This window comes from Marinobacter sp. NSM (assembly GCF_052380025.1).
Classification (GTDB): Bacteria; Pseudomonadota; Gammaproteobacteria; order Pseudomonadales; family Oleiphilaceae; genus Marinobacter.
Genome location: NZ_JBQTCK010000003.1, coordinates 212507 through 235188 on the forward strand (window position 1 = coordinate 212507; position 22682 = coordinate 235188).

The 22682-nt window shown below is 58.4% G+C and carries 20 protein-coding genes and 1 pseudogene; 3 read left to right on the plus strand and 18 right to left on the minus strand.

Annotated features, from left to right (window positions below):
• Window positions 1-97: 97 nt before the first annotated feature.
• Window positions 98-985, plus strand: coding sequence for a chemotaxis protein (locus ACTZWX_RS08640; RefSeq protein ID WP_286251889.1), 888 nt, complete (start codon window positions 98-100; stop codon window positions 983-985).
• Here the strand turns inward: ACTZWX_RS08640 and ACTZWX_RS08645 are convergent.
• The 6 genes and pseudogenes from ACTZWX_RS08645 to mqo all read right to left on the minus strand — a co-directional run bounded on the left by ACTZWX_RS08645 (window position 982) and on the right by mqo (window position 8415).
• Window positions 982-1845, minus strand: coding sequence for a hypothetical protein (locus ACTZWX_RS08645; protein ID WP_444713582.1), 864 nt, complete (start codon window positions 1843-1845; stop codon window positions 982-984). The two genes, ACTZWX_RS08640 and ACTZWX_RS08645, sit on opposite strands and share 4 nt — an antisense overlap.
• Window positions 1846-1889: 44 nt before the next feature.
• Window positions 1890-3560, minus strand: coding sequence for an acetolactate synthase large subunit (locus ACTZWX_RS08650; protein WP_444713583.1), 1671 nt, complete (start codon window positions 3558-3560; stop codon window positions 1890-1892).
• 144 nt (window positions 3561-3704) lie between these two features.
• Complete coding sequence (locus ACTZWX_RS08655; protein WP_444713584.1) at window positions 3705-4343, minus strand: hypothetical protein; 639 nt, start codon at window positions 4341-4343, stop codon at window positions 3705-3707.
• A 24-nt stretch (window positions 4344-4367) separates the two neighbouring features.
• Window positions 4368-5501: a hypothetical protein gene (locus ACTZWX_RS08660; RefSeq protein WP_444713585.1), complete on the minus strand. Its 1134-nt coding sequence runs from the start codon at window positions 5499-5501 to the stop codon at window positions 4368-4370.
• 52 nt (window positions 5502-5553) lie between these two features.
• A pseudogene (locus ACTZWX_RS08665) lies at window positions 5554-6784 on the minus strand (ATP-grasp domain-containing protein).
• 149 nt (window positions 6785-6933) lie between these two features.
• Window positions 6934-8415 carry a malate dehydrogenase (quinone) gene (gene mqo, locus ACTZWX_RS08670; RefSeq protein ID WP_444713586.1) on the minus strand — a complete coding sequence of 494 codons (1482 nt, stop codon included), beginning with the start codon at window positions 8413-8415 and terminating at the stop codon, window positions 6934-6936.
• 404 nt (window positions 8416-8819) lie between these two features.
• On the opposite strand from mqo, the gene ACTZWX_RS08675 reads away from it, so the two are divergent.
• Window positions 8820-9806: a calcium/sodium antiporter gene (locus ACTZWX_RS08675; RefSeq protein WP_444713587.1), complete on the plus strand. Its 987-nt coding sequence runs from the start codon at window positions 8820-8822 to the stop codon at window positions 9804-9806.
• 16 nt (window positions 9807-9822) lie between these two features.
• Here the strand turns inward: ACTZWX_RS08675 and ACTZWX_RS08680 are convergent, their stop codons facing one another.
• From ACTZWX_RS08680 to chrA, 4 genes are all read right to left on the minus strand, one after another.
• Window positions 9823-10587 (minus strand): lysophospholipid acyltransferase family protein, encoded by a 765-nt coding sequence (locus ACTZWX_RS08680; RefSeq protein ID WP_444713588.1) that lies wholly within the window; start codon window positions 10585-10587, stop codon window positions 9823-9825.
• 120 nt (window positions 10588-10707) lie between these two features.
• Window positions 10708-11133, minus strand: coding sequence for a peptide-methionine (R)-S-oxide reductase MsrB (msrB, locus tag ACTZWX_RS08685; RefSeq protein ID WP_072676275.1), 426 nt, complete (start codon window positions 11131-11133; stop codon window positions 10708-10710).
• An 11-nt stretch (window positions 11134-11144) separates the two neighbouring features.
• Entirely contained in the window at window positions 11145-11795 is a 651-nt protein-coding gene (gene msrA / locus ACTZWX_RS08690; RefSeq protein ID WP_444713589.1) for a peptide-methionine (S)-S-oxide reductase MsrA, read from the minus strand.
• Window positions 11796-11884: 89 nt separating this feature from the next.
• Window positions 11885-13066, minus strand: coding sequence for a chromate efflux transporter (gene chrA, locus ACTZWX_RS08695; RefSeq protein ID WP_444713590.1), 1182 nt, complete (start codon window positions 13064-13066; stop codon window positions 11885-11887).
• A gap of 139 nt (window positions 13067-13205) precedes the next feature.
• Here chrA and ACTZWX_RS08700 point away from each other — a divergent pair, with 139 nt between their 5' ends.
• The gene (locus ACTZWX_RS08700) at window positions 13206-14180 is read left to right on the plus strand and encodes a metallophosphoesterase (RefSeq protein ID WP_444713591.1); all 975 of its coding nucleotides are present in this window, start codon (window positions 13206-13208) and stop codon (window positions 14178-14180) included.
• Between the two features lie 6 nt (window positions 14181-14186).
• Here the strand turns inward: ACTZWX_RS08700 and ACTZWX_RS08705 are convergent, their stop codons facing one another.
• The 8 genes from ACTZWX_RS08705 to pqqD form a co-directional block, all read right to left on the minus strand.
• On the minus strand, window positions 14187-14669 hold the full coding sequence (locus ACTZWX_RS08705) for a CDP-archaeol synthase (protein ID WP_444713592.1): 483 nt from the start codon (window positions 14667-14669) through the stop codon (window positions 14187-14189).
• A 25-nt stretch (window positions 14670-14694) separates the two neighbouring features.
• A complete protein-coding gene (locus ACTZWX_RS08710) occupies window positions 14695-16071 on the minus strand; it encodes a class II fumarate hydratase (RefSeq protein WP_444713593.1) in 1377 nt (458 codons plus the stop codon).
• Between the two features lie 49 nt (window positions 16072-16120).
• A complete protein-coding gene (locus tag ACTZWX_RS08715) occupies window positions 16121-16408 on the minus strand; it encodes a hypothetical protein (RefSeq protein ID WP_342631193.1) in 288 nt (95 codons plus the stop codon).
• Between the two features lie 64 nt (window positions 16409-16472).
• Window positions 16473-18221, minus strand: a complete 1749-nt coding sequence (locus tag ACTZWX_RS08720; protein ID WP_444713594.1) for a NahK/ErcS family hybrid sensor histidine kinase/response regulator — start codon at window positions 18219-18221, stop codon at window positions 16473-16475.
• Complete coding sequence (gene ercA, locus ACTZWX_RS08725) at window positions 18205-19368, minus strand: alcohol dehydrogenase-like regulatory protein ErcA (RefSeq protein WP_444713595.1); 1164 nt, start codon at window positions 19366-19368, stop codon at window positions 18205-18207. Before ercA ends, ACTZWX_RS08720 begins: the two co-directional genes overlap by 17 nt.
• Before the next feature lie 45 nt (window positions 19369-19413).
• Window positions 19414-21309: a prolyl oligopeptidase family serine peptidase gene (locus tag ACTZWX_RS08730; protein ID WP_444713596.1), complete on the minus strand. Its 1896-nt coding sequence runs from the start codon at window positions 21307-21309 to the stop codon at window positions 19414-19416.
• On the minus strand, window positions 21275-22411 hold the full coding sequence (gene pqqE / locus ACTZWX_RS08735) for a pyrroloquinoline quinone biosynthesis protein PqqE (RefSeq protein ID WP_444713597.1): 1137 nt from the start codon (window positions 22409-22411) through the stop codon (window positions 21275-21277). The genes ACTZWX_RS08730 and pqqE overlap by 35 nt, the downstream gene beginning before the upstream one ends.
• A complete protein-coding gene (gene pqqD, locus ACTZWX_RS08740; protein ID WP_444713598.1) occupies window positions 22408-22677 on the minus strand; it encodes a pyrroloquinoline quinone biosynthesis peptide chaperone PqqD in 270 nt (89 codons plus the stop codon). The genes pqqE and pqqD overlap by 4 nt, the downstream gene beginning before the upstream one ends.
• Window positions 22678-22682: the final 5 nt, after the last annotated feature.

The following is a 22682-nucleotide window of genomic DNA, read 5'->3' on the forward strand; positions in this document are numbered from 1 at the left end:
ACCCTCACCTGTCCGTGTTGGGAAAACTGCTACTATAGAGACAGGTTATCGTTCGGCGCTCCATCTCAGGAGCATTTTTGTCGGTAAGGATGCATGCATGTCCAGCAAAGCGAAGCAGTCCCAGAAACTCCTACTGTTCCGCCTTTTCGGATCGCGCCTTTTTGGTCTGGGTACGCTCAAGATTCGGGAAATCCTGCCCTTTCAACGTCTGACCAAGCTGCCCCACAGTCATCACGCGGTTATTGGCACCGCGACGTTCCGGGGTTCAGCGGTTCCTGTTATTGATATGTCGGCTGCCGTTGGTTATCCGGCACTGACAAAGGAAGAGCAGGCCAAGGGCTCCATCATCGTGACCGACATTCAGCGCCAGGAGATCGGCTTTCTGGTGCGCAGCGTTCAGCAGATTATCGAGACCGACTGGAAGAGTGTGATGCCGCCACCCAAGGCGCTGGGCACCAATGCCTTCATCACGGGGCTACTGGATGTGGAGGGCGACATCATTCAGCTGTTGGATGTGGAGCTGTTGCTGGCGAAGGTGTACCCGGAGTCTCTGGACGCCGGCGAGGTGGTGCTGTCAGATGTTCAGAGCGAAACCCTGCGGTCCCTGAACATTCTGCTGGTGGATGATTCACAGGTGGCCCGCAAGCAGCTCAGCGATGTGCTGGACAGCAAAGACATTACCTACCATGTAACCACCAACGGTGACGATGCCCTGCAGGTGCTGCTCAGTCAGCATGAGCGCGGCACGCCGATCGACATTCTGGTCAGCGATATCGAGATGCCTGGGCTGGATGGCTACGAACTGACGTTCAATGTTCGCGACAATAACGCCCTGAAGCAGCCATACATCATCCTGCACACCTCGCTGAACAGTGAGATGAGCCTGAGCTATGCCAACCAGGTGGGTGCCAACGAGGCGCTCACCAAGTTTGATGCCGAGGAACTGATGGAGGCGATGCTCAGAGGGGCTGAGCAGGCCAGTTAAGGCCGAATGTCTTCGATGAAAGCTTCGGCATCGGCCCGCATTGCCGCGAGTTTTTCGTTCAGTTCTTCCTGATAGCGGTTGAGCGTTTCCCGGCTCAGTCGGCTGAAACGCTCGGCGGTTTCGGCAACCGTACGGCTGGCGTTCGCCAGGGCTTCCATGGTGGGCTGGCTCAGTTCATCTGCCTGGCGCTCAAGGTCCCGGGCGGCCTGTTCCATGATGGCCTGATCTTCGGCGGATTCAGGCTGATCATCTCTCAGTGCCCCGTCAAGCGAAAGCTCAAGGGCGCGCATGGATTCCTGCGATCGCCTGGCAAAATCCTCCATGGCGCTCTCGGCCCTTCGGCTCATCTCGTCTGAGTAGGTTCCCAGGTCTCTGGCCAACTGCTCCATTTTGTCTTCAAGCTCGCTGCTTGAAGAGGAAAAGGTCGCACTGAGCCTCTGCCCCAACCGGCTCAACTCACCCATGATGTTACTGAACGGGAACGGGTTCAGTATGGCCTCCCCTGTGCGCTGATAGTCAACCAGCCACTGGTCCTGCCCCCGCACCAGATAGGTGGTCAGTTCCAGACGTTCTCCGCCGGAGCGTTCTTCCGCCGGTAGGCGGGTAACGATCGTTGCTTCACGCTCATCAATAACAACCCGGCCAAAGGAGGGAACGGCATTGGCCCAGCTTCGCTGGTAGCCGTCAACGTCACGGGGGTCGTCCAGGGTGGAGAATCTCACCACGTCACCTGCGTCGTTGTCGGCCATGGCCTGCCAAAAGGCCGCGGCCACTTCCTGGGGCGTTTCAGGCTTGCTGCAGCCGGTTATCGCCAGCACAACGAGCGCCATCACAAATCCACGAACACCAAGACGAATCATTCATCAGCACCTTGCATACAATACTTTCTCGCATCATACACGCGTCACAGCCGACAGGTCAGTTCCGCCAGTTCCTCATCAAACACCCGGCGGTTCTCACTGTAATCCACCGGCACTTCCACCAGGTGAACACCGCCTTCGGCCAGGGCACTTTCCAGGGTGGGGCGAAGATCTTCTGTCCGGTTAACGCGGTGTCCTCTGGCGCCATACGATTGTGCATAGGTTACAAAGTCCGGGTTGCCGTAATCCAGACCATAATCGGCATAGCCTTCCTGTGCCTGCTTCCACTTGATCATGCCGTAGGCGCTGTCATTAATGATCAGTACCACCAGGTTAAGTTTGAGGCGAACCGCGGTCTCCAGTTCCTGGCTGTTCATCATGAAACCACCATCACCGCAGACGGCCATCACTTTCAGGTGCGGGTAGAGCATGGCCGCCATCATGCCGCTGGGCAGACCGGCCCCCATGGATGCCAGGGCGTTGTCCAGCAGTACGGTGTTGTTATCGTAGGCAGGGTAGTTGCGGGCAAACCAAAGCTTGTACATGCCGTTATCGAGGGCAATGATGCCGTCGTCGGGCATCACCTGGCGCACATCGTGGACGATCCGCTGAGGAATCACCGGGAACCGGCCATCTTCCGCCCGTTCCTGCAGATGCGCATCCACAGCCTTTTTGACCTTCATCAGGCCGGAGAAGTCATGGTTCGCACACTGGCCACAGTGCTCGGCCAGATACTCGACGCTGTTGGCGATATCGCCGACCACCTCATGCTGGGGAAAGTACACTGGGTCGACATCCGCAGCACTGAAATTCACGTGGATGACTTTTTTGCCGCCGGGGGTCATAAAAAATGGCGGCTTTTCTACCACATCGTGGCCCACGTTGATCACCAGGTCCGCCCGGTCTATGGCGCAGTGCACAAAGTCACCGGCAGACAGCGCAGCGTTGCCCAGGTATCCGGGGTGGCGTTCGTCGACCACGCCCTTGCCCATCTGGGTGGTGAAGAAGGGAATGCCGGTTACGTTCACCAGGTGCAGCAGGGCCTGGGATACCCGTTTTCGGTTGGCCCCGGCACCGATCATGATTAATGGGTGTCTTGCTTCGCGCAGCATGTCGCAGGCCATTTCCAGGCTCTTCCGGCTGGCCGAGGGCCGGCGGGCGTCACTGGGCTGGAAGATGTGGGTGTCGCGGGCCGGTTGCTCCGCTGCGATGTCCTCGGGTAACTCGAGATGAACGGCCCCTGGGCGCTCTTCAGAAGCAAGACGGAAGGCCTCCCGGACTTTCGCGGGAATGGTATTGGCGTTGCTGATTTGCCGGGTGTATTTGGTCAGGGGGCGCATCAGGTCCACCACATCCAGAATCTGGAACAGGCCCTGTTTTGAGGATTTGATCGGCTTCTGCCCGGAGATCATCATCATCGGCATGCCACCCAGCTGGGCGTAAGCAGCGGCGGTCACCAGGTTAGTGGCGCCTGGGCCAAGTGTGGACAGGCAAACGCCCACCTGCCCGGTAAGCCGCCCGTAGGTGGCCGCCATAAAGCCTGCGGCCTGTTCATGGCGGTTGAGCACCAGTTCGATGCTGGAGTTTCTGAGGGCATCCAGGAAGGCCAGGTTTTCCTCACCTGGCACGGCGAAAATGTACTTAACGCCTTCATTCTCGAGCGCGCGAATAAACAATTTGGCGCCGTTACCGACCGGTCGTTGATCTTTAGCCATGCTCGCCCTCGCGATCAGTGGGTGTCTGTGTCTGGATCAATCAGTTCTCGGTGGCTCCGCCTGCAGGGTATCTGCGGGCACCCGGTCTACGCACCAACTGCGATAAACGCCGTCAATAACGCGACCGAGCTCGTCATCGTTCACTTAAGCAGGCTCACCACGTTCCAGGGGATCGTAATGGTATATGTACAAACGCGATGTGAACTGTTCGAAAAGCAGCGACGATTCCCCGAAGCGCTCACCAAAGCCGGAGGTACTTACCTGCACACCGTCGCCCCAGTTCTGCCCGCTGTCGTTGTTCGGGTTAAAAAAATACACCCGCATCTCGCTGTCCGGGTCCAGGGCCACCCGGAGAATGGTAATCGCATGCCAACCGATGAAGCGGGCTGCGCTGTCTGTGACCGCAATACCCGCCGGCTGCGGGTGTATCAGCGGCTGGTTACCATTGTAATACGGGTGGTAACTGGCATAGAAGTGGCGAATAAAGCCTTCGAGGTCGGTCAGTTTGCCGGTGGCCACATCGACATTGATGGCAAAGCCCCGACCAGCAGACCAACCGTGAAATTCCGGGTTAACCCATTTATGGGGGTCGCCTTTACGGCCTATGCATAACCGCCCCATTTCGGCATATATGCGGTCAAGATGTGGCACAACAATCAGGGATACCGGGTCCAGGTCCAGAGTCACTTCAGACGCCACGCCAGCCATGCTCTGGGCGGACGAAACCGGCTGCCCCTCAAAGTGCATGACAATCTCATTATCCCTGGCGGCCCAGGCCACCATCTGCAGCAGATAGTCCGGATCATTTTAGGCCCACATGGATAACGCCCGGGCAGACTGACAGGTGGGGTTCTTGCCCTGCCCCACGCCCAGCGGCTGGCCCAGCATGTTCAACACCCCCTGAATCAGCCAGGCGGAGGGATTAGGCTGATAGCCATAGGCAAACTGCAAACGTTCAAGGGCTTGCGGGCACAATGTCAGCCGTACCTGGCGCCATAGCGCCGGTGCCACCGGGGGCTGATAAAGAATTCCCCTTTCCAGCAACAGGGCCAGGCCGTAAAGGCCCTGGGCGGTTTTTGGGAACAGGGATTCCTGGATCAGCGTGTGCACCAGATCCCGGTAACACAACAGACAGTCGCGCCCCGTAGTGGACAGCCCCAACGCCTCGCTCAGCAGGGAATCCAGACGCTGCTGGTAGATCGCGGTGCCGGGGTCCTCGCTACAGGCGCGGGTTGGAGCATAGAGGCTGGAAATCAACCGATCGGCACCCCGGCCGGCACTTCCCAGGTCAGCACTCGGATCGGCCCGGCAAATGGCAATCTGGGTAATCATTTTGCGAACGTCGCTGACACGGATCGGCCGCTGCTCGAGTATCCGCCAGATTTCTTCAATCAGGCTGTCGATCACATGCTCGTAACCGATGTGCCCGGCCACATATTGAACCAGTGCCTGCGCAATGAGTGCCAGCTTGCCTTGTTCCCGCTCGGCTTCGCCGGTCATGCCAAACAGCAACCCCAGATTGATGGCCAGCACCTGGGTCAGGTAATGGTGCGCCTGTTCGGCTGACACGCTGGGGTGCTGGTATTCGCCACGGGCCACGGCCAACAGGCGCAGCTCACTCAACGCCTCGATCACTACGGTATCGGCGTTCGGGCTTTGCAGGGAATAAGTGGTCAAAGAGGGTAAGAGAATAGAAGGGTCGGCCCAGTCGGTACCCACAAAAATGCCCGCCTCTTCCATTGACCGGGCGCGGGCTTCGATAGCCTCACAACCACCCGGCTGGAGCAGTACCCGCCGGGCGAGGTCAAACAGTTTCGGGAGCTTGCCGGCCTTTGCAAAGGGCCGGCTCTCCTCGAGAGCCAGAATGGACTCGTCCAGTTTTTGCACCAGCCTGTCGATATTGACGGCTGGCGCCTGGCTGGCCGGTTGATGATCACTCAAACGAGGTTCCTCAGGGCCTGCATCAAACCCTTTTTGTTAATGCATGGCTCGATTATACATAGAAATCGAGCTCTTCCTGATGTTTGAGCAGATCCCGCAGCATAGGGATCCTCACCGAAGAAATAGACCAGCCCCCAATGGGTACCAAACGCTGTTCGCTTGGTCACCGTTTCCTCTACCGGCGGCGTCAGTTCGTGGGATTCAAAGTAATCGTGGTTCTCGGTTTCTTCGGGGATCTCCAGACGGCTGACCACACGGCGGCGCGGGTATACCCCGAAACAGCCGGCATAGCCCTTCGCGTCCACCACCTCTTTCGGGAAGAAGGCCTTGATCTCCTCTTCGGTGGTTTTCGGGTCAAAGGCCATGATCAATCCCTGATAGGCATTGAAGCCGTATGCGCGCTCAAGCAGCTCGAACACTTTGAAGCCCGGAGGGCGATAGGCCACTTCACCAAAGTACATGGTGCCGTCGCTGGTCACGAAATACTCGGGGTGAACAAAGCCGAAGTCGATATCGAACGTCTTGATCAGTTTCTCGATTTCCGTGGTGATCTGGGCCCGGTATTTCTCAAGATCCGGGGTGGCCGGAACGAACACGGAATAGCCGAGGGTGACGTACTCGGAAATATTGAGGAAACAGATCTTGCCATTATGGATCCAGGCCTCCACGGCAAACTCCCAGCCATCCAGGTGGGATTCCATCAACACCGGAAATTCTTCGTCAGGAATGGTGTCCACTTCATCCGGGGTACGAATAACCCGATGGCCCAGGCAGCCGGCCTTGTCGAAGGCCTTGAGGTGGATTGGGTCGTTGGGATCGCCGTCCAGCTTCAGCAGGGTCTGGTTGACTCGCTTCAGGAAACGGACCACATCTTCCCGGTCGTGGGCTTCCTCAAAGATACCAACACGAATGCCACCGAGCTGGGCGCGCCGCTTCATCAGGGCCTTGTCACGCAACAGCATGGCCTGCCCGAACAGCCTTGGATTAGCCATCAATACCGAATTGATGGCGCCGGCCCACTCTACGGTTTCTTCAAACAGAGGGATGGCGACGTCGACGCCCATATCCTTCAACGTCTGGGCGATCTCAAACGAACGATCATTGAGGCGTTCAAAGTTCCAGGGAACGTATGGAATGTTGTGTTACTGGCAGTAGGGTTCTGCCCAGTCCGGAGCAACCACCGCATAGCGTCGGTCGAATTTGTCCGCCGCTTCTACGGCATTCAGGCTCCAGCCCAGCAGGGCGACATACCCTTTGTCGGGATTGTAGTTCTGTTCAGTCACAGCGCTCTCCTCGTCAGGGTTGGCCTTTCAGACTGAACCTGTTAGCTGCAAATCGCAACTTTTGGGCAGAGAGTCCTCAAACAAAAACGGGCGCCAGAACCACGTCTGGAGCCCGTTAAAGAGACATCCTGCTGTATCAACCTCGCCGATCAACCCAGCTTCAATGTCGAGAGAGTGCGCTCTCTAACCCGATTGAGCAGTTGTTCATCGTTCACCAGGGATTGTCCGTAGGAAGGCACCAATTCCTTCATACGCTCCTGCCATTGGTCCGTTTTCAATTTCTCCGGGAAGCAACGCTCAATCACGTTCAACATCGCGTTAGCTGCTGTCGATGCGCCAGGAGAAGCGCCCAACAGGGCCGCCAGCGTGCCATCCTTTGCTGCCACGATTTCGGTACCGAACTCCAGTTTGCCGCCACCTTCCGGGGTTTGCTTGATGATCTGCACCCGCTGGCCAGCCATCTGCAGCTTCCAGTCGTCTTCCCGGGCATCCGGGAAGAAGTTACGCAAAGATTCAACCCGGTCGCCGTGGGACTGGAACACCTCACCAATGAGGTAACGCGTCAAATCCATATTGCTTTTGCTCACTGAGAGCATCGGACGAAGATTCGTGGCACGAACGGAGCCGAACAGATCAAATACCGAACCCTGCTTCAGAAACCGGGTAGTGAAGCCGGCAAACGGGCCGAACAGAAGTGCCGGTTCGCCGTTAATAATCCGGGTATCCAGGTGAGGAACGGACATCGGCGGGGCGCCAATGGGCGCTTTGCCATATACCTTGGAATCGTGTTGTTCAACGATATCTGGCTTCTGGCACACCAGCCATTGGCCACTGACCGGGAAACCACCATAGCCCCGGGCCTCATCAATGCCGGACTTCTGCAGCAGCGGCAGGGCACCACCACCGGCCCCCAGGAATACAAACCCGGCTTCCAGCTTGGTCAGCTCGCCGGTTTTCTGATTCTTCACCCGCAGCTTCCAGCGACCATTATCCCGCTGATCAATATAGCGCACCGGGCTGCTCAACATCAGTTCGAAATTAGGCTGGGTTTCCAGCCACTTGACCATGCTGCGGGTCAGGGAGCCGAAATCCACGTCCGAACCGTGCTTGATGCGGGTAGCCGCAACCCGCTGCATCGGATCCCGCTGATTGACCACTAAAGGCATCCATTCAGCCAGATCTTCCGGGCTCTCGGTGTATTCCATCTCGCGGAACAGATGATGGGCCTTCAGGCGTTCAAAGCGGCGCTTGAGGAAAGCGACGTCTTTCTCGCCCCAGACAAAGCTCTGGTGCGGCGTGCGGTTGATGAAAGAGGACGGTTCCGGCAGAATGCCCTGCTCCACCAGGTACGACCAGAACTGCAATGAAACCTCGAACTGGGCGTTAATTTGCAGCGCTCGTGCAATTTCAACGTCACCGTCGTCGGTTTCGGGGGTGTAGTTGAGTTCGCAGTAGCCGGCGTGGCCGGTGCCTGCGTTATTCCATCCGTCTGTGCTTTCATGGGCAACGTGGTCTAGACGCTCCACCATGACGATGTCCAGAGACGGGTCCAACTGCCTGAGCATCATGCCGAGGGTTGCGCTCATGACGCCCCCTCCGACCAGCACTACGTCTGCCTGTCTAACGGCCATTGGTTTTCACCCTAACTAGTATTGAGCCTGTTGCCACTCCACGATCAGCGAAAGCGGCCTGTCGGAAGCCAGCGGGGCGCGAGGTAGACGGCGCTGCTGTGTGCCTCCGGTCTGAAATTGAGCGCATTATCCCGATTTTTTCCGGAATAATAAATTGCGATTGTCAATCGATGTGTGTCGGACTAACTATTATGGTTTGCCACGATTTTCGCGCGTTTTGTTAACAATATCAGCGCCACTTTAGTCTGATACCTTTTTCCGGGTAGTGCGGATCAGTGCCGGAATCAAAAATTTCATCTCCATCAGGGCTGACCTGAAGCCGTGACTTGCGGTATCTTGTGCGCCACCTGCCCCGCCGGCCGCCCGGTGCGGAGTTACATCACATTCTGATTGAGGTCTGTTCTATGTTGATGGCAATCGGTGCCATTCTTGCCGGTCTTGTCTTGCTGGTCTGGAGTGCTGACAAATTTGTTGAGGGCGCAGCAGCCACCGCCAAGCATCTGGGCATGCCGTCACTGCTGATTGGCATGGTGATTATCGGCTTCGGCACCTCGGCACCGGAACTGGCGGTATCTGCCATGGCTGCCGCAGACGGCAATCCCGGGCTGGCACTGGGCAACGGCTACGGCTCCAACATTACCAACATTGCCCTGATTGTGGGCCTGACTGCCCTTATTGCGCCTATTACCATGCACTCTCAGGTTATCCGTAAGGAACTGCCGCTGCTGGTGGTATTGACCCTCATCGCCGGTGCCCAGTTAATAGATGGTGAACTAACGCGACTGGATGGCTGGGTGTTACTGGGCGTTTTTGCAGCGGTGATGGGCTGGTCAATCTATCAGGGCATCAAGAATAAAGACGACCCACTGGGCAACGCTGCCGATGCCGAGTTGATCGAACATCCCATGCCGCTAAAGCACGCCGTTATCTGGCTGATCATCGGGCTGGTTCTGCTTATTGCCAGCTCCAGATTGCTGGTTTGGGGAGCCGTCACCGTGGCTCAGACCCTTGGCGTAAGCGATCTGATTATCGGGCTGACCATTGTAGCCATTGGCACGTCGCTACCGGAACTGGCCTCGGCCATCGCGGCGGTGCGCAAGAATGAGCACGATCTGATTCTGGGCAACATCCTTGGCTCGGGCATCTTCAACACCCTGGCCGTGGTTGGCCTGGCCACTGCCATTCAGCCATTATCCGTAGACCCGGAAGTGCTTTACCGGGACTGGACTCTGATGCTGGCACTTACCGTTGGCCTGCTGTTGATGGGCTTCGGCCTGACCGGCTGGCGCAAGCTGGTCTCGCGGGTGGACGGCACAATACTGGTGACAGTGTACTTCGCCTACACTGGCTACCTTTTCTACACCGTGGTGGCCGCCAATACAGGCGGCTAGAAAACACAGGGCCCGGTTACTCGGGCTCTCCGTCACCCAACAGTTGTTTCAGGCTCTGGCGTACATCTGACATGATCTGCGCAAGGTCTTCTTTGCTTTTACCCGCTGTTTCAATGGGCGTCCCGACTCGAACGTCGACCGGCTGACCAAGATTGATTTGCAAGCTCCGGGCCGGTAGCACCTGATGTATACCGCGAATGGCTACCGGCACAATCACCGCCTCAGTATCCAGTGCCAGGTGAAAACAGCCTTTCTTGAACGGCAACAGTGTGCCATCGGAGGAGCGGGTGCCCTCTGGAGCCGCCCAGAGCACAATACCGTTTTCCATCATCTGCTTTGCCCGCTCCAGGTCCCGGACGGCGCGGATACGATTAGACCGGTCGATCGAGGGAAACTCCGCTGCCGCCATCGCCTGCCCCAGCAGGGGAATCCGGAACAGTTCCTTTTTGGCAAGCATCCGGATGGAGCCAGGCAAAGACACAAAACTCACCGGAATATCATAGTGGCTGGCATGGGTACTCATAATGATGTAGCGACGCCCGTCATTGAAGTCCGGAACCTCGCCCCGCACCGTCAGGCTTGCCCGAACCAGCTTCAGCAGCGCGGCAGACCACTCCCGGCAGTATTTGTCGACAATCGGCCGATTCAAACGACCAAACAACGCCCTCAGCAGTACCAGCAAGGAGTAGATGGCGGTAAGCCCGACCGAGCCCAATACAACAGCGGCACGTCTTAGCAGCGTTGCAGACTCCGTCAGGGGGCTCAAGTTCAATCGTTTCATGCACACATCCTTTCCGCTATGGGACGGGCGCCGTGGGCCCGGAACAACAGAAAGGGATTATAGCGGCTCAATCGTCCCCTGAATAACCGCCAAAGGGAGAACAAGGAGGGTGCCTGAGTGTTACTCCTGTTCCTCAAACACCATGGCAATGGAGTTCAGGCAATACCGCTGACCGGTGGGCGCCGGACCGTCCGGGAACACGTGCCCGAGATGACTGTCGCAGCGGGGGCAGCGGATCTCGGTGCGACTCATACCCAGGCTGTGATCTTCAAGGTACCGGATATGCTCCGGGTCGAATGGCTGAAAGAAGCTTGGCCAGCCGGTTCCGGAATCGAATTTGGCGTCCGAGCTGAACAACGGGAGATCACACAGCCGGCACAGATAAACCCCGGCTTTCTTGTTGTCCAGCAAAGTGCCACAGAACGGATGCTCGGTACCATGATCCAGCAGTACCCGTTTCTCCTCAGCAGTCAATCCCGCCGCTTTATCGTCCACCTCTGCTTTGCTCAGGGGGGTCAGGTCATAGCCTTTTGCCGATACCGTCATTAGGGAACTCCTCAGGCCAGGTCAGGATCATCGTCACTGAATTCGGGTTTCAGGTGGTCTGGCCAGGTGCTGACCAGCTTGGCCATCTTGGGTGCTGCCACCGCCAGAATGTAGGGCTGCCTGGGATTACGAGCTGCAAAATTCTGATGGTATGCCTCCGCAGGGTAGAACGCGGTGAGCGGCTCCAGTCGGGTAACAATCGGATCGGAATACACGCCGGCGGCATCAAGCTGGCGAATGTAGGCCTCAGCCACCTGTTTCTGGTCATCCGTCTCGTAGAACACCGCTGAGCGGTACTGGCTGCCAATATCATTGCCCTGGCGATTCAGTTGCGTTGGGTCGTGAGCCACGGAAAAGAACACTCTCAGCAGCTCGCCAAAACTGACCTTCGCCGGGTCATAGCGAACACTCACTACTTCTGCATGTCCGGTGCTACCGCTGCAAACTGCCTCGTAGTTCGCCGTCTCGGCCGCACCACCGGCATACCCCGATTCCACATCGGTTACACCGTCAATCGCCACCAACACCGCTTCAACACACCAGAAACAGCCTCCGGCCAGAACAATCCGGGACTCGCCCGCCGGCTCATGCAGGTCTTTTTCAGAGGACGGAAACCGGCTACGAGGCACGGTCAGTCCGGGGATGTTGCATGCGTCACTCATCAGATTGCTCCAGCGGATTTCTGTTTACTCGATTGTGGCGGTTCTGGTTCAGAATTCCAAACGAGGGATTCACGCTTTTATACGCACAGTTATTGCAAAAAGACCGCTCCGACCAGCGCACTGGCTGGTGCCAGCAGCCATACCGGCACCCTCAGGATGGCCAGTGCCAGCCAGAACACCAACGCCAGGGCGAAATAGCCGGCACCATGAATGGCGGAGGTCCAGACCGGATCGTACAGCGCCGCGAGCAGCAGGCCCACCACCCCGGCGTTGACGCCTGCCAGTGCTGCCCGGGCTTTTTCGTGCCTGCGCAACCATTGCCAGAGCGGTAACCCGGCGAAGACCAGCAGGGTGCCTGGTAGAAACACCGCAACCACCGCAATCAGACCCCCTGCCATACCGCCCTCGGCTCCGCCAAGAAACGCCGAGAAGCTGAACAGCGGCCCAGGCACGGCTTGCGCTACGCCATAGCCAGCCAGGAAGGTGTCGGCAGACATACCACCGGAAACCACAAACCCCTCCTGGAGCCACGGCAGAACCACGTGGCCTCCGCCGAACACCAGGGCTCCAGCCCGATAGAGCTCCGCGCCTATCCAGGCGAGGGATCCCGTTGCCTGAGGCACAAAAGAGAGTGCCAGCAACGCAACGAACAGCAGAGCAAATACCTTGGGTTTTCGGGATTGAAGTGGTACCTGCAGTGATTCCTGCTTGCTCGGGGAAGGCAAGCCCAATGCCGCTCCAGCACCGGCGGCCATCGCCAGAACCAGAACCTGCATCCAGACGGCGCCGGCCACCAACAGAACAACCGCCACCAGCATGGCAATCACGATGCGAAGCCGATCAGGACACAGCGACTGCCCCATCTGCCAGACGGCTTGTGCCACCACCGCCACCACAAAAAGCTTCAGGCCGCTGACCCAGCCACCCTCACCCAGGTCCGGCCAGAGCGAGAGCCCGAAGGCAAAGAGCGCCATAACCAGTACCGAAGGCAAGGTAAAGCCTACCCAGGCCGCCAGGGCGCCGCCATAATGCCCCTGCAAGAAACCGATGGTCAGCCCCACTTGGCTAGAAGCAGGCCCCGGCAACAACTGGCAAAGCGCCACCACTTCACCATAGGCGCTGTCTGACAGCCATTTCCGGCGTTTGACGAACTCGTCATGAAAGTACGCCAGATGGGCGGCCGGGCCACCAAAAGACGTCAGGCCCAGCCGAAGAAAGATCAGGAATACCTGCCAGCGGCCTGGCCGCACCGACGTCTCGGATTCGGTCATTACTCGTTGCCTCTCCTGTATCCGGGGTCCGTCAATAAAACATGAACATTGTGTCTATCCGGTTGCACTACCCTGCTGACCATCCATAATAAAAGAAGGAATCAATTATAAGATTCCGCTCGGCATCAGGACGATTCACATGACCGCAAGGGTTCGCGCACCAGAAGATCAGAACGAACTTCTCCAGTACCGACTCAGCCTTCGGCTTGGCCCGGTGCATGCCCGCCAGCGATTGGGGATTGAACAGGAAGCCGAAGCCCGGGTGTTCGGGCGCGACAGCCGCTCGTTCCACCTGGAGAACATCACCACCGCACCACGGCTGATCCGGTTTTGCCTGCAAGCCGTTGGCCTGTTCGGCCGGGCCCGGGCGAACAGCCGCAAACTGACCACTGCCCACAACACCTTTACCCTGCCCGATTTACCCGAGGCGTTTGAGGGCTTTCGCATCCTGCACCTGACCGACTTACACGTCGATATGGATGAACAGAACCTGAACGCAGTGATCAATCAGATCACGCCTCTGGACTATGACCTGTGTGTGCTGACCGGCGATTACCGGAAGCTCACCTGGGGGCCGATAGACGAGGCCCTGGCTGGCATGGCCCGCCTGCGTAATGCCATCAAGGGTGAAGCCTACGCCGTTCTGGGCAACCATGACAGCGTTCGCATGGTACCGGCCCTCGAAGACATGGGCTACCGCTTGCTGATGAACGAGATGGCGCCGCTGACCCGCGGCCAGAACACCCTCTACCTGTCCGGTGTGGATGATGCCCATTACTACAAGGTTCACAACCTGCACCGGGCCGGTGATGACATCCCTCCCGGTGGCATCAGCCTTCTGCTGAGCCACACGCCCGAAATCTGGCGGGAAGCGGCCCATGCCGGCTACGACCTGTTCCTGTGTGGACATACCCACGGCGGGCAACTCTGCCTGCCCGGAGGCATTCCAGTGACCCTGGATTCCGACTGCCCCCGCCGGCTTGGCCGTGGCTTCTGGCAGGTCAATGGTATGCAGGGCTATACCTCTCCCGGCGCGGGCACTTCCGTGCTGAACGTACGCCTGAACTGCCCCCCGGAAGTTACCCTGCACACCTTGTCCAGGGGACCGGGATAAAACCCGTCAATGGGGCTGTTTGCGAATACCGAGACGATAAAGCACTGGTGAGAAGAGCATATTGCTCAGCGCAAACAGCAGCGCCACGGCAATCGCTTCCCACAACGGCAACGATAACCAGAGCCACGCCATGGCCATGGGCAACAGGGCCTCCGGCAACTGGTCCAGCCATAACGCCCTGGAACTGGACTCAAGCCCCAACCGCCGCTTGATAAAACTGCTGATGAGATCCCCCAGTAGCGCCACCAAACCGAACAGTGCTCCGAATAACCAGCCCAGGCCAACCCAGGCCGAGAACAGCAGGCAGGCCACCGTGCCCGATAACAATCCACGCCAGGTCTTGCTGGGGCCGAACACCGGGCGACCGTCTCGCCAGACCTGACCGCCATCCACTGGCCTGTTACCAGTCTGATGCAACAGCCTCGCCACGACCACCGGCGAGCCGTTGGCCAGAATCAGCATCACAAACAGCTCCAGGGACAACAGCAAGAATGACTCCTCCGGTCCTGCCGGCTCAGGTCAACCCGCCAAGGGTCAGCTGGAGCGGGTCCATCAGTTTTTCAAGGCGTTGACGGCTCAGGCCGCTGCGCTCTTCAGCCACATCAATCACGGGCCGACCGGTGCGGTAGGCCTCTTTGGCGATATCCGCCGCCAGGGTATAACCGATTTCCGGATTCAACGCCGTGACCAGTACCGGATTACGCCCAACACCGGCATTCAGATTATCGGCATTCACGGTAAAGCCTTTCATCGCTTTGTCGGCAAGAATAGAAGAAGCCCCGGTTAACAACCGAATCATATCCATCAGATTGCCACCCACCAGTGGTAGCATCACATTGAGTTGAAAGTTCCCGGACTGGCCGGCGATTGCCACCGCATTGTCCAGCCCCATCACCTGCGCGCCCACCATGGCGACCGATTCCGGGATAACCGGGTTCACCTTGCCAGGCATGATGCTGCTGCCAGGCTGCAACGCCGGCAGGCTGATTTCCGCCAGCCCGTGAATTGGCCCGCTGTTCATCCAGCGCAGATCGTTAGCAATTTTGGTGAGCACCACCGCCACGCCCCGCAACTGGGCCGACAGAGCCACCGGTGCATCCACGGCACTTTGCCCGACAAACTTGTGCTCCATGGAACGAAAAGGATAGCCGGTATTGCTGCGCAGGAACTTGATGAACTGACCGGGAAATTCTGACGCGGCATTAACCCCGGTACCCACTGCGGTGCCGCCCTGGGGCACATCCGCTAGTTCATCCATCACCTGCTCAAGACGCTTCTCAGCCGCCGCCAATTGCTCCCGCCAGGTTCGTAGTTCCTGGCCAAGGGTCACTGGCATGGCGTCCATCAGGTGGGTGCGACCGGTTTTGACCTGGGCGCTCAATTCGGCTTCCCGCTCATAAATCACACCGCGAAGGTGCGACAGCGCCGGCAAAAGCTGTTCCTTCACCGCCAGCAACGAACTCACATGGATAGCGGTTGGTATCACATCGTTGGAGCTCTGGCTCATATTGACATGATCATTGGGGTGCACATCGACACCCTGATTCCCGGCGATGGCCGCGATCACTTCGTTCACATTCATGTTGGTGCTGGTACCAGAGCCGGTCTGGTATCGATCCACCGGAAACTGATCCGCGTGTTCACCCTGGATCAACTGATCACAGGCCTCGGCAATAGCATCCCGCAAACCGGCATCCAGCAATCCCAGGGAGGCGTTGGCTTGGGCTGCAGCCCGCTTGATCTGAGCCACGGCCACAATGAACTCTGCCGGCATCGGCTGGCCACTGACCGGAAAGTTATCGATGGCCCTCTGGGTTTGCGCGCCCCACAGGGCATGCGCTGGTACCTTCACCTCACCCAGGCTGTCTTTCTCCGTTCTGAACTCGCTCATTGCGTCCTCCTGTTTGCTTGGCAGCCTCGCCACCGAGGCTGGGGGGGCGCTATGCTCCCCGGTCCTGCGATCTTAGCCTGACATGGTCGCAAATGCCGGTGACTTGCTCAAAGTTGAGAATCAGTGTGTGGACGGTGTTGGTATAGGTATCGTGCAGGTGAAATTTGTAACGGCGCTGTTTCTCACCCTGCAGGAAGGCATCGTATTCCCGCACAAGCTCCCGCACGTCGCCACCTTCGTCCTGGCTCCAGGTGGCATTGAAGGGGCCCAGCACGGCGCCGCCGGCCAGGCAAACCGTCACTTCGTGGTTGGTGAGCGCATGTTCTGTTTGACTCATGACTTTCTCCCGAAACAAGGAATGGTTCAGGATTAAGTGTAGTCGGAAAGCAGGAGAACGAGAGTCAGTTCAGTGGTGGTGCGAGACTCGCCAGCAATGCCCGCAATCGATTGGGCTTTACCGGTTTATTGAGCATTGGCAGGTACTGGGCGCGCATCAGCGTGCGGATATCGTCGCTTCGGTCAGCCGTGATAATAGCCGCTGGAACGTCCCGCCCCAGGGCACGGCGAACCGCGTAAACGGCTTCGCAACCCGTTGAATTATCATCCAGATGAAAGTCTGCAAGAATCACATCTGGCTGCAGGCCCGCTTGCAGCATGGCCAGAGCCTTTGCCTCTCCGTCAGCCGGAAACACGTTGCAACCCCAACGTTTCAGTACGGCAGCCATGCTCTCCAGTACCGCCGGCTCGTTGTCGATTACCAGTACGGCCAGCCCATCGAAGTCTCCCGAAACGCTGCCCATGGTCCCAGGTTGGTTCGGCAAGGCTTCGGGAACCTGATGCTCGAGCGGTATGGAGACTTCGAATTTTGAGCCCCGTCCCGGCCGGGACGCAACCCGGATGCCATAACCCAACACCCGCACCATCCGCTCGACAATCGCAAGCCCCAAGCCTACACCTTGGCGGCCGCCGGTGCCCTGAGGCAGAAGCTGATGAAATTCGGTGAAGATATCCTGCAGTTTGTGAGCTTCAATACCGACACCGGTATCCCAGATTTCAATGCAGAGCCGATCACTGCGTTGCCGTAAAGCCAGCACTACTCCACCCTCGCGGGTATACCGGAACGCGTTGCTGAGCAGATTACGGACAATGCGCGCCAGCATTCGGGGGTCGGTTCGGAGCGATACTGGCTGAACCCTGAGCCGGAACTGCAACCCGGCATTGGCAGCGACAGCCTCAAACTCCTCGCCCAGCCCTTTCAGCATGGCGGCCAGATTAAGGTAGGCCAAATCCGGCTTCATTGCCTGCTGGTCAAGTTTGGAAATATCCAACAGATCGGCCAACAAATCCTCGGCACCTTCCAGGGCCCGGTGCACCTGATGCACCATCCGGTTTTCCGCCTCGGGTAACTGACTGTCCTGCAGGGCCGAAATCATCAGCCTGGCAGCATTCAGGGGTTGCAGCAGGTCATGACTGGCCGCCGCAAGATACTTGTCTTTACTGCGATTGGCTTCTTTGGCGGCGTTCACCGCCACTTTTAACTCCTGCTCAACCTTTTCCCGTTCCTCGATCTGGTAACGAAGGTCAACGTTGGCGTTCTGGAGCGCTTCGGTGCGTTCTTCCACTCGTTTCTCCAGCTCCTGATTGAGCTGCTCCAGCTTCTGCCGTGCCTGCACCCGGTCGGTAATGTCGGCAACGAAGGTTTCCACGACTTCCGGCCCGAGGTCTGGCCGGCGAAGCATGGTTAACGCCACATACACCGGCGTCTGGTCCGATCGCCGAAGGCGGGTTTCGCGAGCGCTCAGGCTGCCATGGTCGAGCAGTTCCTGGCGAATCTGATCAAACTCAGCCGCGCTGCAGAACAGCTGCTCCCTGAGTCGGATAACTCTGTTTTGCAGTTGCTCCGGGTTGTCATAGCCGCAGATTCGGGCCATCGCCGGATTGCAGGCCAGAAAGCCACCCCGCAGGTTGGCCTGGAAGATACCATGTAGGGCGTTTTCGAAAAGCCACTTGTAGCGGTTGCGTTCCTGCTCCAGTTCCTCCAAGCGTTCCTGCAACGCGGGGTAGTAGCTTTTACGGGCAGACTGACTGCTGAGCCCCAACAGATCGCCAATATCGTAATCGGTGTTAGCTGGGTCAGAGGGCTTCTTCATAGACCACCTGAACATCCCGAAGTGACGACTTCCTTGGGTTGGTCAGTATGCAGGGGTCCTTCAATGCATAGCCCGAAAGGTACGGAATGTCGGAGGTGGTCACGCCGAGCTCCTTGAGCCGCGCTTCCAGGCCAACGGTTTTCTTGAGTTCCACAATCCGGGTCATCAGTCGCTTCTTGATTTGAGCCCCGTTCATACCTCGGGTATCAATGTTCATAGCCTCGGCTACACGGCGGAATCGGTCCTCGGCAGAGGGGAAGTTATAGGCCACCACATGTTCCAGCAGTAGCGCATTGCAAAGACCATGAGGCAGGTCCAGAAAACCACCCAGGCTGTGGGACATGGCGTGGACCGCTCCCAGAATAGCGTTGGAGAACGCCAACCCTGCCTGCATGGAGGCCAGCATGATCTGCTCCCGCAATACGGGGTTTAACGGGTTCGCCACGAGTGCTTCCAGGTTGCCGTTGATCAGCCGGACCGCTTCCAATGCGTGGGTATCGGTCAGCGGGCCGCTGCCGGTGGAAACAAACGCCTCAATGGCATGCACAAGGGCATCTACCCCGGTGCAGGCCGTGAGGTAGGCGTCCATGGTTTCGGTCACTTCCGGATCAATCAACGACACATCCGGCACCACCGCTTTACTGATAATGGAAAACTTGAAGCGCCGGTTCGGGTCGGAAATGATGGCAAACTGCGAGACGTCTGCTGAGGTGCCAGCGGTGGTGGGAATCAGAATCAGCGGCGGCGAGGGATTACGGATGGTATCCACTCCCTCAAACTCCAGGATGCTGCGGCCATGGCTAGCGACAATGCCGATGCCCTTGGCGCAATCCATCGGACTGCCACCGCCGATAGCCACAATGACATCGCATTCGCTGGCCCGGTAGAGCTCGGCACCGGCCATCACCTCATCAACCTTGGGATTGGGTGAAACCGCGGTAAAGGTGGTACAGCGCAGCCCCGCCTCCAGCAACAACGTTTCCACCTCGGCAACCCATCCGGCGGCGACAACGCCAGGGTCAGACACAAGAAACACGTGGCGGGCACCGAAATTACTGGCAAAGTTGGCCACCGACCGTCGAGAACCGGCACCGAACACAATCTCGGGAGAAACAAACTTACGCAGCGCAGAAATATCGTAGCTCATGACGCTCAGGGACAACCGTTTGTTGTTATAGGAATAGCTGAGAGTTTAACTCAGTTTGTGCGCTGGTTCATTGTCCTTTTGGCGTATCTGAGAGCCGTTTGAGGCCAGGTTTCCATAAAACCGGTACAGCGATTCAAGCATGTGAGCCTGATTATCTGCCTTCTGAAACCCGTGGCCTTCATCTTCATAGCAGTGCAGTTCCACCGGCTGCCCCTGAGCCCTAAGCGCGGCCACCATTCGTCGGGTCTGATCAGGCACCACGACGGCATCTCTCATACCCTGAAAAAAAATCGCAGGGCCGCTTATTAGGCCAGCGTGCAGCGACGGTGTGCGCGCCTGCCAGCGGGCATGATGTAATTGCGGATCGCCCAGCAACCAGTCCAGGTAACCGGATTCAAACCGGTGGGTCTCTGCACGAAGGCGCCATGGATCAGTCACGCCAAACAGGCTGCCAACGGCCTTGAAGCGGTCAGTCTGAACCGCCGCCATCAGCGCCGTATAGCCCCCAGAACTTCGACCCTGAATGAATACATTGTTGGCACAGACCAGCCCTTGCGTCGCCAGATAATCCGCGCAGCGCACCATATCCTGCACATCAGCCTCGCCCCAACGGCCGGCAAGGCGAAGGCGAAAATCCCGGCCTGCACCGGTGCTGCCACTGTAGTTCACTTCCGCAACGGCAAAGCCCCTCTGGCACCAGAACTGCACCTGGGGGTTGTAGACCGCATAGGCGGCTGACGTCGGTCCGCCGTGCGCAATCAGGATAACCGGTGGGGCAGCAGCGGGCGCCAGTGCCGGAGGGTAGAGAAAACCCTGAACCGGCGGCGAATCGGGTGCTTCTGCATCCACTACAAATGCAACGGGTGCCATCGGCGCCATGGTTGAGCGATCCGGCATTTGCCCGCCAGCCAGCACGGTTACAGAGCCGGAGTCCGCACACACCTTCAGCACCGCATCGTGCCGGTCTGCAGCACGCCCGATGCACACAAGGCCATCGACTGACGGACTCAGATCCCGGAAATCCGTCCAGCCCTCAGCCACTCTCTGACACTGGCCGGCCCGCTCCAGCCAAAGTTCACCGATACCCTGACAGTATTGAACTCTGGCCCAGCCTCCCTCACGCAACGGACAACTATGGCGCTCACCCAGTTGCCATGGGGCGTTGGCGTGATCGAGCATGGGCGCCGTGCTTTTCAGCCACTGGTCGTGGCCACCCTGACGCGTTACCTGCCAGGGTTGCCACCAGCCCTCATGGTCGGATATGACCCACAGATGTTCACCGGCAAACTGCGGTTGCTGAACCGAGCCGGAAACCGGCGGGGACTGCCCTGACGCACCTTCAATATTACCGTCAGCAGTGACCGTTGCCTGCCAGAGCGTTGACTGCAACCAGGGCATATCCGGCAGTTGCCAGCTGCACCAGGCCACTCGAGTACCGTCCTGGCTGACCGTCGGCGCGCCGTAGAAATCCAAGCCCTGATGTAACACCCGAACTTGCCCCGTAGCTTCCAGTGCCAACAGCGCCTGATGATCGCGCTGTTCACGCACCGCCAACACCCGATCCCGTTGTGGATCCGCCACCAGCCCACCCCAGGTATTGTCATCGTCCGGCACCAGCAAGGTTCGTTTACCCGTTATGCGGTCCAGCTGCCAGACTCGTTGGTCATCCGCCACCCAGATCACTCGCCCCGGAAGTACCGCATAGGCGCCACCCCCGTAGCCATTCAGGCGACTCCTGATACTGCCCGGGCCGATGTTGACCTGGCAAATACCAGAGTGATCGGCTTGCCAGAGGGCAACAGAACCGGTTTCAGGATGGGAGGCAAGCCAGAAAATGGTGTCGCCGCACACTCTCAACTGGGCGTATTGGGAGAAACCAGCGCAGGCGTCAAGCGCGGAAATCAGCTCAGCCACGGTAAAGCAGTTTGGAGTTCCGGGCATTGCGGTATATCAGGTCATCCAGCCCAGCCGTGGCGTGATCAGCGGCGGTGCGGGCCGCCAGAATCCGACCATGGTGGGGTGATTTGGCGCAGACCGGGTCGGCGTTATCAGCATTACCGGTCAGCAAATAGGCCTGGCACCGGCAGCCGCCATAATCCTTGTCTTTTTCATCACAGGATTGACAGGGTTCTGGCATCCAGCTGTCGCCCCGGTAGTGATTGAAGCCAGGGCTGTGATACCAGATGTCCTTCAGGGACTGGCTTTGCACATTGGGAAAATCGATCGGTAACAGGCGGGCACTGTGGCAAGGCAAGGCGGTACCGTCCGGCGCCACGGTCAGGAACAGGTTTCCCCAACCATTCATGCAGGCCTTCGGGCGCTCCTCGTAGTAGTCCGGGGTTACGAAAATCACCTTCATGGGGCGACCACGGTGATGGAGATCGTGCCGGTAGTCATTGACCTCCTGTTCTGCCTGGACCAGCTGGGCCTTGGAGGGCATCAGTCCTTCCCGATTTTTGAATGCCCAGCCATAGTATTGGCAGGTCGCCAACTCCACGTAATCCGCATCCAGATTTTCGCACAGGGCCAGTATGTCGTTCATCTGGTGGATGTTGTGCCGGTGGATGACGAAGTTGAGCACCATCGGGTAGCCCGCTGCCTTAACCGCACGGGCCATGGCCAGCTTCTGCTCGAAGGCTTTCCGGGAACCGGCCACAGCGTTGTTGAGTTCCGGATCTGAGGCCTGAAAGCTGACCTGAATATGGTCCAGCCCCGCTTCGGCAAATGCCTGTACTTTCCGTTCGGTCAGACCAAGGCCCGATGTGATCAAATTGGTGTAATAGCCCAACTCCCGGGCTCCAGCAATCAGCTCCGGCAGGTCCTGGCGCACCAGCGGTTCACCACCGGAGAACCCCAGCTGGGCGGCTCCCATGGCTCGCCCCTGGCGCAACACATCCAACCACTGTTCGGTGTTTAGTTCCTGTTGCTGACTGGCGTAATCCAGCGGGTTGGAGCAATAAGGACATTGCAGCGGGCAGCGATAGGTGAGCTCCGCCAGCAACCAAAGCGGTGGCCCCACCGGTGCTTCCGAGGGCGCCGTCATGACCACTCAATCCACTGCTGCTGAACCGCTTCCGCCAGAAACGCTTCCACATCGGCCGCGAGCGGGCCTGCATCCGGGAACTGCTGCTCCAGGGACTGGATAATCTCGTGTACCGGGCGAATGCCATCCACTTCTGCCAGGATGGCGCCGGCGCTGCCGTTGAGCTTGACCATACCTTCCGGATACAACAATACATGGCTTTCCTGAACCGGTTCCCATTGGAACCGGAAACCACGGCGGAGTCTGGGTGTTTTCTCCAGGGTCATGGTAA

Bases quoted from the DNA above. Each gene is read 5' to 3' on its own strand.
- ACTZWX_RS08645 (WP_444713582.1), bottom strand. From the start codon at position 1,845: ATGATTCGTCTTGGTGTTCGTGGATTTGTGATGGCGCTCGTTGTGCTG.
- pqqE (WP_444713597.1), bottom strand. From the start codon at position 22,411: ATGACGGCGCCCTCGGAAGCACCGGTGGGGCCACCGCTTTGGTTGCTG.
- ACTZWX_RS08720 (WP_444713594.1), bottom strand. From the start codon at position 18,221: ATGAAGAAGCCCTCTGACCCAGCTAACACCGATTACGATATTGGCGAT.
- chrA (WP_444713590.1), bottom strand. From the start codon at position 13,066: ATGACCGAATCCGAGACGTCGGTGCGGCCAGGCCGCTGGCAGGTATTC.
- ACTZWX_RS08715 (WP_342631193.1), bottom strand. From the start codon at position 16,408: ATGAGTCAAACAGAACATGCGCTCACCAACCACGAAGTGACGGTTTGC.
- ACTZWX_RS08730 (WP_444713596.1), bottom strand. From the start codon at position 21,309: ATGCCCGGAACTCCAAACTGCTTTACCGTGGCTGAGCTGATTTCCGCG.
- msrB (WP_072676275.1), bottom strand. From the start codon at position 11,133: ATGACGGTATCGGCAAAAGGCTATGACCTGACCCCCCTGAGCAAAGCA.
- ACTZWX_RS08680 (WP_444713588.1), bottom strand. From the start codon at position 10,587: ATGAAACGATTGAACTTGAGCCCCCTGACGGAGTCTGCAACGCTGCTA.
- ACTZWX_RS08655 (WP_444713584.1), bottom strand. From the start codon at position 4,343: ATGGTGGCCTGGGCCGCCAGGGATAATGAGATTGTCATGCACTTTGAG.
- mqo (WP_444713586.1), bottom strand. From the start codon at position 8,415: ATGGCCGTTAGACAGGCAGACGTAGTGCTGGTCGGAGGGGGCGTCATG.
- ACTZWX_RS08650 (WP_444713583.1), bottom strand. From the start codon at position 3,560: ATGGCTAAAGATCAACGACCGGTCGGTAACGGCGCCAAATTGTTTATT.
- ACTZWX_RS08700 (WP_444713591.1), top strand. From the start codon at position 13,206: ATGACCGCAAGGGTTCGCGCACCAGAAGATCAGAACGAACTTCTCCAG.
- ACTZWX_RS08640 (WP_286251889.1), top strand. From the start codon at position 98: ATGTCCAGCAAAGCGAAGCAGTCCCAGAAACTCCTACTGTTCCGCCTT.
- ercA (WP_444713595.1), bottom strand. From the start codon at position 19,368: ATGAGCTACGATATTTCTGCGCTGCGTAAGTTTGTTTCTCCCGAGATT.
- ACTZWX_RS08710 (WP_444713593.1), bottom strand. From the start codon at position 16,071: ATGAGCGAGTTCAGAACGGAGAAAGACAGCCTGGGTGAGGTGAAGGTA.
- msrA (WP_444713589.1), bottom strand. From the start codon at position 11,795: ATGAGTGACGCATGCAACATCCCCGGACTGACCGTGCCTCGTAGCCGG.
- pqqD (WP_444713598.1), bottom strand. From the start codon at position 22,677: ATGACCCTGGAGAAAACACCCAGACTCCGCCGTGGTTTCCGGTTCCAA.
- ACTZWX_RS08675 (WP_444713587.1), top strand. From the start codon at position 8,820: ATGTTGATGGCAATCGGTGCCATTCTTGCCGGTCTTGTCTTGCTGGTC.